Raw genomic sequence first — 13,903 nt, forward strand, 5'->3', positions numbered from 1 at the left:
TCCATTTTCATGTCTGCCAATTCCTTTTGAAGACGAGCAATCTCTCTTTGTTCTTCTGTTAATTTAGGATTACCGTTTCCCGGGAAACTTGCTCCCTCACAACTGGCTAGCTCACTACGCCATCGATAAATTAACTCTGGACGGATCTTCAGCTCATTAGCTAGCTCTACTATGTTGCCTCTTTCGTAACTAAGTTCAACTGCGTTAAGCTTAAATTCTCTTGTAAAAGTCCTTCTTGCCTTGTTCATCATACTAAGATAAAATTTAAGGCCAATCATACCTTAACTTATTGTCCGATCAAATGTAGCAACTCCAGCTTGGGGAGAGTTTGAAACAACTCCAGGAAGACGCTAAACTCAATGAAGACACGGATCCAACTACTAATTATCGGTAACAGGATTGGCCTACGAGGGTTTTGAACCAGAAAACAAGGGAAGGAATTTACTTATAGGTTTTAAGTGATAGTTTTACTTCTCAATGTAAGTTTTTAGAGTTATATAATGGATTGCTACCAATAGTCTGACTGCTTCATCATTAAAGTCTAAAAAGTCATGTATTCTTGGAAACTCAAACGCAAGAGATGGAGGAATAGTACCCATAACTAGAATACCATTCTTGTAGTCTTTAAGATATTTATTCTTTCTTGCTAAGTAATTTAGCAACTTCATATATTTCCCATCCCGATTCGGCTGTAATGCATAATTAAGAGTACCATTATCTTCAGTTATGTATAGGACTGTCCATAGCTCATCGATGCTTTGATTACCTTTAATTAAGTTTAAGAATCTATCGTTTGTTTCTTCGTCCTCACAGATCTTCTTCCATAGTTTTTCGATTGATTCAGTGTATTTTAGGTCTTCGCTAAATTGATGATAAGCTGAATCAACTTTCTGAATATTCGTTTTATCAATTAGGTAATTGTCGAAATGAATCAAGATTTTGTTTAATGTTACAATTTCAGCTTGTGTAAATATCTTATTTATTTTTTTATCGTTTTCTAGTTTCTGTCCAAATGAATTGATATTCAATAGAGCAAGAATTAAGAGGAGGAATTGATATTTAATTGTTTTGATCATCTTGTTGATAAGACCGAAGTTACTGGGGCTTTAAATTTTCGCGGATCAATTTACAAAATATGTTAATTCAAGAGCTCAGCTTACTTAAGTTTTGAGTACTGTTCTTGAACAGCTCCGCGGTGATCAAACCTTTTCCAAAGTTTCAAACTTTGGAAAAGGAGAAGCCAAGGGGTAAGAACTTCAGAGATTTAAGAAAGGTCTGATGCCCTTTTGCTGGCAAAAATAATTTTGCTGATCTGCGATAAAGCCGGTGGTTGGATTTCCTTCCCTTTTTCAAGGGAAGGTGGTTCCGATGCTCGGAACCGGAAGGGTTAAGAATTAAGCGATTTTCCTATTCGTTTGACAGGAAAGTGAACCACGTCACCGGTAACCCGGTGCCACTCCTCCTTAAAACAAAGGAGGATAAAAGAACACTCGAGCATACGAAGTCATGAATCCAACTACGAATGATACAGACCAAATTTCCCAATCGTGTTTCAATTAGCAGTTAATCAAGCTCTGTAGAGAGCTCGACAGAATAACTCCCAATAATCCAAAGCTGGTTTTATAAGCCCCGTTTTTTGGTGCCTTTCAAAAGCAGCAGGATAGCCACCAGGCGTTGATTGCGTTTGAGGGTGGTTTTCCAGACCGGTTCTGTTGCAGGCAAGTCGCCTTTTGGAGCAGCTTTGTGCTGAACAACAGTGAATACCGATCCCAGAATTAACAACATGGCCAGCAGGCTTTTCAGGTCCAGTGTTTCGTGAAAAACAAGAACGCCCACCACGACACCCGTAAGTGGTTCCAAGGTGGATAGCAAGGAGGCGTTGCCAGGACCGATTCGCTTGAGCCCGTTAAAGAAAAGAACCACCGCCACAAAGCTAGACCATATGCTGAGGTTAAGCGTGTAAAACAGGGCTTTGGGCGTAAACTCCACAATGATGTTGTTGCTTGCCAGCCCTTGCATGAGAAACAGCAGGGCCGTGATTCCAAAAATCCAGAAGGTCGCCGTAAAAGAGTTTAGCTTTTTGAGCTCGGGATGCGACATGCTGATGATGTAAATGGCATAAAGCACGCCGGAAACCAAAGCCCAAAGGATGCCAACCAGGTTGAGTTCTTCACCCGTACCGATAGCTAAAATTCCAATGCCGGCAATCGACAGGAGCAGGGCCAAAAACTTACGAGCTGTAAACCGTTCTTTAAACAGAATGGCAGCCAACGCCAGTGTAATGATGGGGTACACAAAGTGCAGCGTGCTGGCTAATCCGGACGAAATGTATTGGTACGATTTGAAAAGGGTATAGGTGGTCATCATGGTTCCTACCAAGGCCGCCATTAGCAAGTGCATAAATTGCTTCCGACTAATGCGGATGCTGATTCGCTTGTACAAACAAAACAGGGCAATTAGGATAAAGGCAAAGGTATAACGATACAGCAAAAGGTTGTTCACATCAAGTCCTTCGGCGTAGGTTTTCAATGCAAAAAATGGCATCAGCCCGAAAAAGATGGCCGATAGCAAAATCATTACAGTTCCTTTAGAGGTAGAAGATATCATAGCAACACACTGTTATTCTTGTAATTGTTTAATTTCTAGTTATTCAAGCCCACTGGCTTGCGGGCAAAAAGTCCGCAAATATCCACATTTTTCTTCGATAAGCAACACGGAATTTGTTCGCTTGTGCTTACTTGTTTTTGTGAGTCTAAGTCGTCGTTAATCAGTGGTTTTGTGAGTTGTTTTTGTTGAAAGGAACAGCCGTTTTATAAGTCGGCTCCTTGCTTGTTCATCCCGGGTTCTTCTCAAAATACGGGCGATGAATGATGGGATGCCCCTTCGTCTGGAAGGTCTGTAAATCATCTTCTCGCAGTTTGTCAGGATAAGACATCAGGAGTAATTTAACAAAATCACCTCCTTCGAGGTAGGGTGGATGGGCATAATCGTAGGCATTCAGGTGAAAACCCAGCCGTTGGTAAAAGCCAATCCTTCGTTGTTTGAGCGAATCCTCTGGTTTTTCCACTTCCAGCAGCACTTGCACGTCACTTTCGGCAATAAAGTTTTCAAGACAAGTTTTTCCAAAACCCGAATTTCGCTGGGATGTTTGAATGGCAAAATGCTCGATGTAACGGATTGTTGCAAACTCCCACCACAAAAGGATGCCAACAAACTCATTGTTGAACATGACAAGATCGAAATGATACGCTTCAAGCTGCATGATTGCTTGTTGCTGATTCCAGTCCCGTCTCTCTTCTGTCGGAAAGGAGCTTTCATATAACTTCCAGGCTTCAGCAAGCAAGGAGGCAGAAATATCTTTTACTCGTAGTCTTTTCATGGCAACCAATAGTTCTGTCAATTTATGCATCACAATATAGCCCAAGCCTTTTGCAGTCCCTGCTTTTCGGTAAAAAGTAAAGCGATGTTTGCTTTGCCTTTTTCTGAACTACTGGACTGGCCGGGCCTGACTGAAATCGCTCACTTGCTTTGATTTCAGGGGTGAAATGCGATCGGATTGACCGCTTGTTAACTTCTTTCAAAACGACGCTTGCTAAAATTCAAGCGTAGCCTTGAAGAGAAAGACAAAGGTCGCCTTTTATTGTGGTGATAACAAGCCCTGTTTACGGTGAAGCAGGGACTTTTCAAGAGGATGACTGTGAGCCTGATGCCAACCCGCAGGTGCTTTTGGGGTGGCGGGAGTGGCTAAATTTTGGAGGTTAGCTTCCCATATTTAGCGCCCAAAGCGACAGGGAAGCAATAAAAAACCAAAGCAAAATGCCCAGCATAAAACTTCGTATCCCGGCTTGTTTGGCTTCAGCAAGCGAAATGTTTGAGCCAATGAGTAGCAAGGCAACCACCATTCCACGGTGTCCCAGCCAACTGAAATGCTGGTAAGTGTTTGCCCATTGAGGGAGGAAGTGTCCTAAAACGATGGCTCCAACAAACAAGGCGATAAACCAAGGGACTTTAATTTTTTTGCGGTTTTCGGCAGGTTTGAAAAGGGCAATAGCAACCGACAGCGGAATGATCCATAACGCACGGGTGAGTTTGACGGCTGTGGCTACTTCCAAAGCTTGGGGGCCGTAGGTGGCGCCTGCTCCAACCACCGAGCTGGTGTCGTGTATGGCAATGGCCGACCAAAATCCAAAGGTTTCCTGGCTGAGGTTGAAATAATGTCCGAGCACTGGAAACAGGATCAAGGCAACCGCATTGAGCACAAAAACAACCAATAAGGCGAAGGACGTTTGGTGATTCTTGGCATCAATAACCGGGGCAACAGCTGCAATGGCGCTCCCTCCGCAGATGGCGGTCCCTGAGGCAATCAACCAGCTGGTGTTGGTGTCAACTTTTAGCAGTTTGCCGAGTAAAAGCCCCAGCGTAATGGTAACAATAACCGAGCAGGCAGTGAGTACAAATCCGGTTTGGCTGGCCTGAATCGCTTGGCTTAAATTCATGCCAAAGCCCATCAAAACGATGGAAGCCTGCAGTAGCCAAGGCGTATAACGCTGGCTGTTGGGTAGGCGGATTCCTATGAGTGATAAGCCAATTCCGGCTAAAAGTGCCATGGCCGGAGAAATCATGGGGAGAAAACAGGCAGCTAGCGCCAGTCCGTAAATCAGTTGTTTGGTTTTATCTGTAAGCTTCATCTTCTGCGTTTTTATTAATGACGCAAAAGTAGCTTCAGATTATAATCAAGTCAAATAGTGAATTTTTATATCAGATAACTAAAAGTTATATTGAAGTAAGAAGTTTTGAAACAACTGTTGGGTGTTATTCTCGTGTCCCAGGCGGCTGGCAATGCGGAATTGACGTGGAATATGCAGACCTTTAACCTGAAGTTTGACCATGCTTTTCAATAACAATTCTTTTTCGATTGACTTTTCGGAGACAAAGGCGATTCCATCAAAATTGGTCAGGAAGTTCTTGATGGCTTCGGTGCTGCCCAGGTGAATCAGAATATTAAGTGAATCAAGCGTCAAGTTATGCCGGATTAAAGCGTGTCGGATCACCTCCAACGTTCCGGATCCTCGTTCGCGCAAGACCAGTGGAATTTGTTGAAGATCGGCCACCGCCAAGGTCTTTCGCTTGCCATAGACACTTTGGCTGCCGGTAACCACTACGATTTCATCACCCAAAAAACTTTGGTAGCGGATATTGGTTTGCGACGAATCGTTTTCCACCAGGGCCAACTCAATCTCCTGGTTCAGCAGCTTTTGTTCCATTTCCTGCGAGTTGCCATTCAGCAGATCGAGTTTGATGTCGGGGAAGCGGCGATGAAAAGCAGCGAGAACTTCGGGAATCAGGTACTGGGCAATGGTTGAACTGGCCCCAATTCGGAGATTTCCTTTGTAAGCCTGGTTCAAGCGTCCCAACTCAAAAGCCATTTCATGATACTGCTGCCTGATTTGTTTTAGCTGGCGGTAAACCAGCTTGCCAGCTTGAGTCAGGTACACCTTGTTGCCCTTTCGCTCAAAAAGGGCTGCTTCGAGCTTACTCTCCAACTCCTTGATGTGTTTGGTCACAGCCGGCTGGCTGATGTACAATTCCTCTGCAGCTTTCGAAAAGCTGAGGTTTTCGGCAACGGTAAGAAATACTTCATCCCGGTAATCCATGAGCAGGCAATTTTAGTTAATGCCGAAAGTTATTGATTTTTCAGAAAAGTAAAACCTGAAGTTATGAAAGTACTCGAAACTGTTTATGAAAATCATAGCTCATCGAGTGTCTGGTTAATCATTTGATTCATCTATTTCACGAACTCTGGGAATTGGCTGATAAATTGCGATTTTATTTTTGAAGGGAGATGTACTAGGTTATTGTAAAAAAGGATACTGAATGCTACTAAAGTAAATGACATGCTTAGTTGAACACTCAAAAGTTCTGAATATTTATGATCTGCAAAGTGAGCAAAATTGGAAGCGATGAAAGGTAACTGAAGGAAGATGACTGAAAAGTGTCTGACTGACTTTAACCGTTCGGTTAATAAGAATGATTTTCCGGGAATAAGATTGATGGAGTATTTCTTTGGGAAAAGGATGAAAATATAGAGGATGGTGAAGAAAAAGATTAGAAGTGAGTAAACTATTAATACCTCAGATGCTTTGTCGATAAGTTGAAAAATGAATGTGAGACATAGAGTAGAAGCAATTGTAAAAAGGAGTTTGGGCCATCGGAAGAAGCTGATCCAATGGCTGATTAATAAATGATTGTATTTTTTCGATAAGGCTTTCTCATGTTGCCGTTCTACTTTTAAAAAACCATCGCTTCCAAATTGAGAAAAGCATTGGTTACGTGCTTCTTCAAAAGGAAGATTGGGATTCGTTTCCCACGCTGTTTCGATTGCAGATGCCATATGGTCAACAAGTTCAACCTGTAGGTCATAGTGGTAAACATGATGCTTTCTACAGAATGTAAAAAGTGATTCAACTTGTTGTGAATTTAGTGTTTTATGATTCATTTTAGTTTAGGTATTGGGCTTATTAAAACTTCCATTTGCTTCAAAAAATCCTGCATTTCTTTAAGTAAATGTGTGGTTTCATGGTGTCCGCTTTGAGTTAGTTTATAATATTTTCTTGTTCGGTTATTGGTCTTTTCATGCCTGACTTCAACTAAACCGTTAGCTTCAAGCTTGTGCAGAATTGGGTAAAGCGCTCCCTCCGTTAACTGAACTTCTCCAGAGGAAAGCTCCTTAACCATTCGGGTTATTTGATAGCCATACATTTCATCATTGTCAGCCAGAAGCTTTAGGACAATGGTTGTTAAATGTCCCTGGTAAAGTGATTTTTTAGTCATAATCCAAAGTTACAATTTTTTTAATACCTAATTTGCTTAGGCATGATGTTTGAACGTAAAAAAAGCCACCAAAGCTTTAATCCTTTGGTGGCTTATAGAAAATCTGGTATTATTTCGTTTTAAATAAACAGGTTGAGGTTGGCTTGTTCTGCTTCTTCGAGGTAGGTGGCTACCCCGCCAATTTCAACACCATCCATCAGTTCGTCGGCATTCACGCCCATCACATCCATCGACATTTGGCAGGCAATCATCTTCACGCCATTGTCCAAAGCCGTTTGAATCATATCTTCAATGGAATCCACCCGTTTGGCTAGCATGCGCTTTTTCATCATTAGCGATCCCATGCCGAACATGTTCATTTTCGATAGCTTCAGCTTACCCGCATTTTCAGGCATCATCTTTCCAAACATTTTGCCCATCAGGTCTTTGTCCACTTTGGGTTTATCGGTTTTCTTGATGATGTTGAGTCCCCAGAAGGTAAAGAATAAAGTCACTTGTTTGCCCATTGAGGCAGCTCCGTTAGCAATGACAAAGGAAGCCAATGCGCGGTCCATATCATCGCTGAAAACGACCATTGTTTTGTTTGTGGGCAAGTTGGCAGCCAATGTTTTTTCGTTGCTTGTTGCTGCAGGCGCTTCGGCTCCTTTTTCAATCACCGCGGTAATAATTCCTTCTTTCGAATCGATGGAAATCAACTTGTTCCCGGTCATGTTACACCACGATTGAACGTCTTTCATGAAACCGGGGTCGCTGGCTTTTTGAATCAAGCGCTCGCCGGCTTTCAATTTCTCAATCTCCGTTTTCAGTTTTAAAACCGGGCCCGGACATTGTAACCCACAGGCATCCACCTCAATGGTTTTGATATGTTCTGCAAATGGAGCTGCTTCGGCAGGTTTTCCCCGGTAAATGTGGTCATCTTTGGCAATGTAGCTGGACTCAAAAATATCCTCGTTACTTTGCTTGCACATGGTGTGCTCATAAGTTTTGTAGCCACCACTCAGGTTGTAAACTTCTTCAAAACCGTTTTGCATCAAGATACGGCAGGCAAAATAGCCACGGATTCCAACACCACAGTACACAATGATCTTTTTATCGCGAGGGATCTCACTCAAGCGCTGACGCAGTTGATCAACTTCAACATTAATGGAACCTTCAATGTGTCCCAATTGATGTTCAGAAGGGGTACGCACATCCAACAGGCAAATTTGCGGTGCGTGGAGCTTGCTGACTTCTACCCAGTTGATGTTTTTTAATCTTCCGGTAAGGATGTTTTCAGCGACATAACCCGCTTGGTTAACCGGATCTTTTGCTGAAGAATAGGGTGGGGCATAGGCATGCTCAATCTCCTGTAGGTCGTAAATGCTGCCGTTATTCATCAGTACGGTGGCAATCAAATCAATGCGCTTGTCAATTCCTTTGTAGCCAATCATCTGCGCTCCATACAGTTTTCCGTTTTCCGGATGAAAAAGAATTTTCAAGGTGTAGGGCAAGGCGCCAGGGTAATAGCCGGCGTGCGATGATCCGTGGATGATGTTGGAAACGTAGTCAATACCCTCGCGTTTCAATGCTTTGGCAGAAAGGCCTGTTGAAGCAACGGTGAGGTCAAAGACTTTGGCAATGGCAGTGGCAATGGCTCCTTTGTACTTACGTGTATTGTTCATCACCAGGTTATCGGCAACAATCCGGCCTTGCTTGTTGGCTGGCCCTGCCAGGTAAGTGTTTACGTAGTTACCGGTAATCGGATGAGGGAAGGCGATGGCATCACCCAACGCATAAATGTTTGGGTCGTTGGTTTGCAGGTACTCATTGACCTTTATGCCGCCATTCTCGGCCAATTCCAATCCGGCTTCACGCACCAGTTTGGTTTCGGGGCGTACGCCAATGGACAAGATGACCATATCAGTTTCCAGTTCCCGGCCTGATTGTAGCTGAACGCTCAGTGAATTCCCCTTGCGGGTAAAGGCATTCACGCCATCTTTCAGGTAAAACTCAACTTGCTTGGTTTTTAGATGCTGGTGCACTTCGGCCGCCATTTCGTAATCCAGAGGTGCCATCACCTGGCTGGCCATCTCTACGATGGTTACATTCATGCCTAGCTGGTGCAGGTTCTCCGCCATTTCAAGGCCAATAAATCCGGCTCCAACCACAACTGCGCGGCGTGGTTGATGATCGTCGCAAAATGACTTGATGCGATCGGTATCACTCACATTTCGCAGGGTGAAAATGGAATGATCATTGATTCCAGGAATGGGTGGTTTAACCGGTTCTGCTCCTGGCGACACCACCAGCTTGTCGTAACTTTCCAGGTAGGTTTCTCCGGTTGTGTGGTTTTGGATTTCCACCTGCTTGGCATCACGATCAATTTTGGTGACTTCCTGCAACACACGCACATCTACATTCAGTCGAGCGCGAAAGCTTTCTGGTGTTTGAACCAGCAATTTTTCCCGTTCGGTGATCGTTCCTCCAATGTAGTAAGGAAGTCCGCAGTTGGCATAGGAAATATTTTGTCCCCGTTCAAATAGGATGATTTCAGCATGTTCGTCCAGTCGTCGTAGTCGGGCAGCAGCTGTTGCTCCTCCGGCAACGCCACCTATGATTACATATTTTGTCATGTTGATATTGGTTTTTAAAACATCAAACTAAATAGATATACAAATGTCTATATATTAAAATTGATAATGCCTGAGTTTTGTCTGGGAAAGATGTAAATAATGTATTCTTAACACGAGTTCCTACTATTTAGAATGGTTCTGAAAAGAACGCGTCGATTGATTGATTTTTGACAGGTTTTCCCCAATTTTTTGTTCTTTTGTGAGATCATTCTTAATTCTGAATCATGAAACGTTTACTGGGCTATTTGTTAACGCCTATTTATTTGTCGGTGTTTGGCTTGTTGTTATTGGTATTTCACCCGGTTCAAGTAATTTGCCGTTGGATAGGCGGTTATCCTTTGCGGAAGAAATCGGTTGATGTGCTAAACTTCTTTCTTTTGTACAGCCTTGTTATTATGGGGGCGCGTATTCGTTTCAGAGGGTTGGACTTGCTACCGGAAGGGCGTCCATTCATTATTGTTTCCAATCACCAAAGTACGTTCGATATTCCACCAATTGTTTGGGGATTTCGCAAACACCATCCCAAATTTGTGTCAAAGAAGGAGCTGGGGAAAGGGATTCCAAGTATCTCATACAACCTGCGACATGGTGGTTCCGCTTTAATTGATCGCAAAAATGGGAGGCAGTCCATCATCGAAATCACCAAGCTGGGCAAGCACATTGAGAAAGAACAGTACTGTGCGAGCATTTTTCCGGAGGGAACACGCAGCAAGACTGGGAAGGTGAAACGTTTCCAACATGCCGGGATTGCCTCTTTGTTGCGGGCTGCACCTTCAGCCATGATTGTTCCCTTTGTGATTGAAGGCAACAGTTGCTTGATGGAGCGTGGCTATTTCCCATTAACTTTTGGATGTCGATTAAATTATACGGTTTTGCCTCCGATTGATCCTGCGGGAAAGGACTTGAAAGAACTCACGCAGCAGATTGAGGATCAAATTAAAGCTCATCTAAATCAGGCCTAAACAAGATTCTTTAATAAAGCTACTCACCTCCTGATTCCTGAAAAACAGAGCATTTCGTGCGCTTAAATTTGCTCCCACCCTTGTCTGTAGTTGTGACGAATCCACTCTTGAGCAGCCTGTTGTGCTGAAAGAGTGACGTATTTCTTGTTGAAACGCGGATCGCCATTGACTACTTCAAACTCATCGGAAGCCAGGATGCGTAATTGATCTTGACTGTTGATGTTGGTGAAACGCATGTTTGCTCCGTCCCAAAGCAGCTTGCGTTGCAGGCTTTGCAGACGAACAGCCAACACACCCATGACAACCATTTCATTGAGCGGACCACTGTACTCAAAGTAGGAAGATGCTTCCACCCGGTTTTGAGGAGTTTCTTTACAAGCTCTGATCCAATCTTGCTCATGTCCGTTGGTTGTTGCGTTGGGAATTCGATGGATGATTTTTTCGGGCGCTTCAAAATGAGCCATATCACTCGTCGGTAAAAGCGTTGGATTGGCAGAAGAAGCTCCACACATGATTTTGCCTTTTGTTCCGTAGAAAATACAACCCCCACTTTCATTTCCCATGGCTTGTCCTTCAAGCAACTCATCGGGGCGAGGAGGCATCAGACCTCCATCATACCAGGTTACTTTTACTGGTGGCATGGCAACTTTCGGCAGGTTATCGCGTGCCGGAAACTCATAAATAACCATTTCAGCATTGGGCGCTGATTCGGTATTGACAGGTGTTGAGCTCCCCTGAACGGAGCTTGGGTATTGAAGTTTCAAGGCTTTAAATACAGGATCGAGAATATGGCAGGCCATATCGCCTAAAGCGCCGGTTCCAAAATCCCACCAGCCGCGCCAATTCCAAGGGGTGTAAATTTCGTTGTAAGGACGGTAAGCGGCAGGACCTAAGAACAGATCCCAGTCCAATGTTTTTGGAGTGCGCATTTCCTTTTGGGGGCGTTCCAGCCCTTGCGGCCAGATAGGGCGGTTGGTCCAGGCATCAACTTTGGTGATGTCTCCAATTTTACCAACCCAAATCCATTCGCAGATTTGTCGGATTCCTTCATTGGAATTTCCTTGGTTCCCCATTTGGGTGGCGACATTGTATTTCCGTGCTGTTTCCGTCAATATTCGACTTTCGTAAACCGAGTGGGTCATTGGCTTTTGCACATAAACATGAAGGCCTTGTCGCATGGCCATCAAAGCAGGCAAAGCATGGGTGTGATCGGGGGTTGCAATCATCACGGCATCAATGTCTTTTTGCTGATCAAACATGACCCGGAAATCCTTGTAGCGGTTGGCTGTTGGCCATTCCCGAAATGAATTTCGGTTGGCATATTTCCAATCGACATCGCACAAAGCCACAATGTTTTCGCTCTCCATATTTTTCAGGTTGCGATAACCCATTCCGCCAACACCAATACCAGCAATATTGAGCTTGTCACTAGGTGCCCGGTGTCCTAAGCCTCCAATAACCTGACTGGGAAGAACGGTTAATCCGGCAAAGGCTGCTGAAGCTGTTCCGATAAAATGACGTCGGTTGATGGCTTTGTGTTCTCGTTTCATGCGTTGTACAATTATTTGTTGGTTAGGGGAATCCGTATAAATTTCTGATTAAAAAGATGAAGAACGCAACTGTTTGGTTTGCGATTCTATTCATCGGTTTTAATGTTGGGAACATGCCCGGGGCAATTTAATAAGAAATGTTGATTTATTGAACTGGCGGGCTTGATCACTGGCTCTTAAAGTCGCAGAAAAAACGGGATAAGAAAGAAATCTTATCCCGTTGATATGTTGTTTTACCGTATTCAAAACTAAGCTGGCATGTCTGGCAAGCTCCATGGTGCACGGTAAGTGTGCTTGATCAATTCTGCTGCAAATTCTTTAGCAGGAACAGGATCAGTCCATGTTTTCTTGAATGTTGGGTGACCATCGTGAATAGCGAAACCGTCTTTGATAACCGTTCTGATTTCTTCGCTATCATTCAAGTTGGTGAATTCCATGCTTTCGCCATTCCACTCAAGCTCTTTGTTCAAACCTTGCAAGCGAACAGCTAATACTCCCATGACAACCATTTCGTTGAATGGGCCTGCTTCGCTGAAGTCAGATGCAGTTGGAATACGGTTGGCTGCAGTTTCTTTACATGCACGTACCCAATCCATTTCGTGGCTTGTTTCAATCCGACGACGGAATTTAGGAGCATTCGGCGTACGACCTGACAATAACCAAGGATCTTTTCCGTAGCAACCACAAACTAAGGTGTCTTTTGTTCCGTGGAACAAGACGCCACCACCTGCGTTGTTTGGATTTTTGCCTTCTGGCCATCCGTCTGGAAGCATTGGCTTGATTCCACCATCATACCAATATACTTCTACTTCAGGAAGTTTAATTTTCATTTTTTTGCTGGCTTTACGCTTAGGGAAAGTCAGTTTTACCGATTGTGCAGTAGGCGCACAGTCTTGTAACAATAGCGTTGAGTTTCCTTGAGCTTTGGTTGGGTAGCCTAATTCAAGACCAACAAATACCGGGTGAAGGATGTGGCAAGCCATATCTCCAAGAGCACCAGTACCGTAGTCCCACCAACCACGCCAGTTCCATGGGTGATAAATTTCATTGTAAGGACGCATTTGTGCTGGTCCTACGAACAAGTCCCAATCCAATGTTTCAGGAACCCATTGTCCGTTTTCAGGAGTGTTTAATCCTTGTGGCCAGATTGGACGGTCGGTGAAAGCTTCCACTTTGGTGATTTCACCAATTTCGCCGTTTGCAATCCATTCAGTAGTTAGGTTTACACCTTCGCCTGATGAACCTTGGTTACCCATTGAAGTCGCGACATTGTATTTGTCAGCTAGCTTGGTTAACAAACGAGATTCATAAACGGTGTGTGTCAATGGCTTTTGCACGTATACGTGTTTGCCCATTGTAATGGCATGTGCTGCAGTGATGGCGTGCGTATGGTCGGCAGTTGCAATAACAACAGCGTCGAAGTCCTTACCCATTTCATCGTACATTCTACGCCAGTCTTTGTATTTTTTAGCTTTTGGATAGCGGTCGAAAACGCCGTTTCCACCAGTGTACGCCCAGTCAACATCGCAAAGACCAATGATGTTTTCTGATTCCAAATTTTTCAGGTTAGCAAAACCCATTCCGCCAACACCAACGCCGACGATGTTTAGTTTATCACTTGGAGCCTTATGTCCTAATCCGGCAATCACATTGCTGGGAAGGATGGTAATTCCTGCCGCTGCGGTAGCTGCAGTTCCCAAAAAGGCCCTTCTTGAAACTTGCTTAGATTCTTTAGAAAGCTTTTTCATAGTTTATTATTTGAAATTGATTCAGGTAAAAAAAGATTTTTAAAGCTTAGAAAGCTTTGAAAAACCAGTTAAAGATATAATTCTTGATCCTTTTGCCCAAACATTTTAGGCGGCGAATACCTGCTCTAACTTACAAGGCTTATCTTTTGTTAGTTGGGCTTACGATTTGTGCTTAAGATAACTATTGGGTTTTGACTCGC

The 13,903-nt window shown here is 43.7% G+C and carries 12 protein-coding genes; 1 reads left to right on the plus strand and 11 read right to left on the minus strand.

Going from position 1 to position 13,903, the window contains the following annotated elements; genetic code table 11:
- From BM156_RS19770 to BM156_RS19810, 9 genes are all read right to left on the minus strand, one after another.
- Window positions 1–251 (minus strand): transposase (locus tag BM156_RS19770; protein WP_170847024.1); only part of this gene is annotated, 251 nt, incomplete at its 3' end.
- 216 nt (window positions 252–467) lie between these two features.
- Window positions 468–1,076, minus strand: coding sequence for a hypothetical protein (locus BM156_RS19775; RefSeq protein ID WP_093921641.1), 609 nt, complete (start codon window positions 1,074–1,076; stop codon window positions 468–470).
- Between the two features lie 544 nt (window positions 1,077–1,620).
- On the minus strand, window positions 1,621–2,577 hold the full coding sequence (locus tag BM156_RS19780; RefSeq protein WP_170847025.1) for a DMT family transporter: 957 nt from the start codon (window positions 2,575–2,577) through the stop codon (window positions 1,621–1,623).
- A 256-nt stretch (window positions 2,578–2,833) separates the two neighbouring features.
- Window positions 2,834–3,379: a GNAT family N-acetyltransferase gene (locus tag BM156_RS19785; protein ID WP_170847026.1), complete on the minus strand. Its 546-nt coding sequence runs from the start codon at window positions 3,377–3,379 to the stop codon at window positions 2,834–2,836.
- 379 nt (window positions 3,380–3,758) lie between these two features.
- A complete protein-coding gene (locus tag BM156_RS19790; protein ID WP_133464848.1) occupies window positions 3,759–4,688 on the minus strand; it encodes a YeiH family protein in 930 nt (309 codons plus the stop codon).
- Between the two features lie 78 nt (window positions 4,689–4,766).
- Complete coding sequence (locus BM156_RS19795) at window positions 4,767–5,654, minus strand: LysR substrate-binding domain-containing protein (protein ID WP_093921644.1); 888 nt, start codon at window positions 5,652–5,654, stop codon at window positions 4,767–4,769.
- A 131-nt stretch (window positions 5,655–5,785) separates the two neighbouring features.
- Window positions 5,786–6,496, minus strand: coding sequence for a hypothetical protein (locus tag BM156_RS19800; RefSeq protein ID WP_093921645.1), 711 nt, complete (start codon window positions 6,494–6,496; stop codon window positions 5,786–5,788).
- Window positions 6,493–6,831 carry a PadR family transcriptional regulator gene (locus BM156_RS19805; protein WP_093921646.1) on the minus strand — a complete coding sequence of 113 codons (339 nt, stop codon included), beginning with the start codon at window positions 6,829–6,831 and terminating at the stop codon, window positions 6,493–6,495. Before BM156_RS19805 ends, BM156_RS19800 begins: the two co-directional genes overlap by 4 nt.
- Before the next feature lie 119 nt (window positions 6,832–6,950).
- Window positions 6,951–9,443 carry a CoA-disulfide reductase gene (locus BM156_RS19810; protein WP_093921647.1) on the minus strand — a complete coding sequence of 831 codons (2,493 nt, stop codon included), beginning with the start codon at window positions 9,441–9,443 and terminating at the stop codon, window positions 6,951–6,953.
- A 224-nt stretch (window positions 9,444–9,667) separates the two neighbouring features.
- On the opposite strand from BM156_RS19810, the gene BM156_RS19815 reads away from it, so the two are divergent.
- Complete coding sequence (locus BM156_RS19815; RefSeq protein ID WP_093921648.1) at window positions 9,668–10,405, plus strand: lysophospholipid acyltransferase family protein; 738 nt, start codon at window positions 9,668–9,670, stop codon at window positions 10,403–10,405.
- A gap of 62 nt (window positions 10,406–10,467) precedes the next feature.
- Here the strand turns inward: BM156_RS19815 and BM156_RS19820 are convergent, their stop codons facing one another.
- Window positions 10,468–11,955, minus strand: coding sequence for a Gfo/Idh/MocA family protein (locus BM156_RS19820; RefSeq protein ID WP_093921649.1), 1,488 nt, complete (start codon window positions 11,953–11,955; stop codon window positions 10,468–10,470).
- Between the two features lie 248 nt (window positions 11,956–12,203).
- A complete protein-coding gene (locus tag BM156_RS19825; protein ID WP_093921650.1) occupies window positions 12,204–13,703 on the minus strand; it encodes a Gfo/Idh/MocA family oxidoreductase in 1,500 nt (499 codons plus the stop codon).
- Window positions 13,704–13,903: the final 200 nt, after the last annotated feature.

The organism is Sunxiuqinia elliptica, assembly GCF_900113005.1.
GTDB classification, from domain to species: domain Bacteria; phylum Bacteroidota; class Bacteroidia; order Bacteroidales; family Prolixibacteraceae; genus Sunxiuqinia; species Sunxiuqinia elliptica.

What these genes read in the sequence shown, in the direction of transcription:
- BM156_RS19775 (WP_093921641.1), bottom strand. Translation starts at nt 1,076, where the DNA reads ATGATCAAAACAATTAAATATCAATTCCTCCTCTTAATTCTTGCTCTA.
- BM156_RS19780 (WP_170847025.1), bottom strand. Translation starts at nt 2,577, where the DNA reads ATGATTTTGCTATCGGCCATCTTTTTCGGGCTGATGCCATTTTTTGCA.
- BM156_RS19785 (WP_170847026.1), bottom strand. Translation starts at nt 3,379, where the DNA reads ATGAAAAGACTACGAGTAAAAGATATTTCTGCCTCCTTGCTTGCTGAA.
- BM156_RS19790 (WP_133464848.1), bottom strand. Translation starts at nt 4,688, where the DNA reads ATGAAGCTTACAGATAAAACCAAACAACTGATTTACGGACTGGCGCTA.
- BM156_RS19795 (WP_093921644.1), bottom strand. Translation starts at nt 5,654, where the DNA reads ATGGATTACCGGGATGAAGTATTTCTTACCGTTGCCGAAAACCTCAGC.
- BM156_RS19800 (WP_093921645.1), bottom strand. Translation starts at nt 6,496, where the DNA reads ATGAATCATAAAACACTAAATTCACAACAAGTTGAATCACTTTTTACA.
- BM156_RS19805 (WP_093921646.1), bottom strand. Translation starts at nt 6,831, where the DNA reads ATGACTAAAAAATCACTTTACCAGGGACATTTAACAACCATTGTCCTA.
- BM156_RS19810 (WP_093921647.1), bottom strand. Translation starts at nt 9,443, where the DNA reads ATGACAAAATATGTAATCATAGGTGGCGTTGCCGGAGGAGCAACAGCT.
- BM156_RS19815 (WP_093921648.1), top strand. Translation starts at nt 9,668, where the DNA reads ATGAAACGTTTACTGGGCTATTTGTTAACGCCTATTTATTTGTCGGTG.
- BM156_RS19820 (WP_093921649.1), bottom strand. Translation starts at nt 11,955, where the DNA reads ATGAAACGAGAACACAAAGCCATCAACCGACGTCATTTTATCGGAACA.
- BM156_RS19825 (WP_093921650.1), bottom strand. Translation starts at nt 13,703, where the DNA reads ATGAAAAAGCTTTCTAAAGAATCTAAGCAAGTTTCAAGAAGGGCCTTT.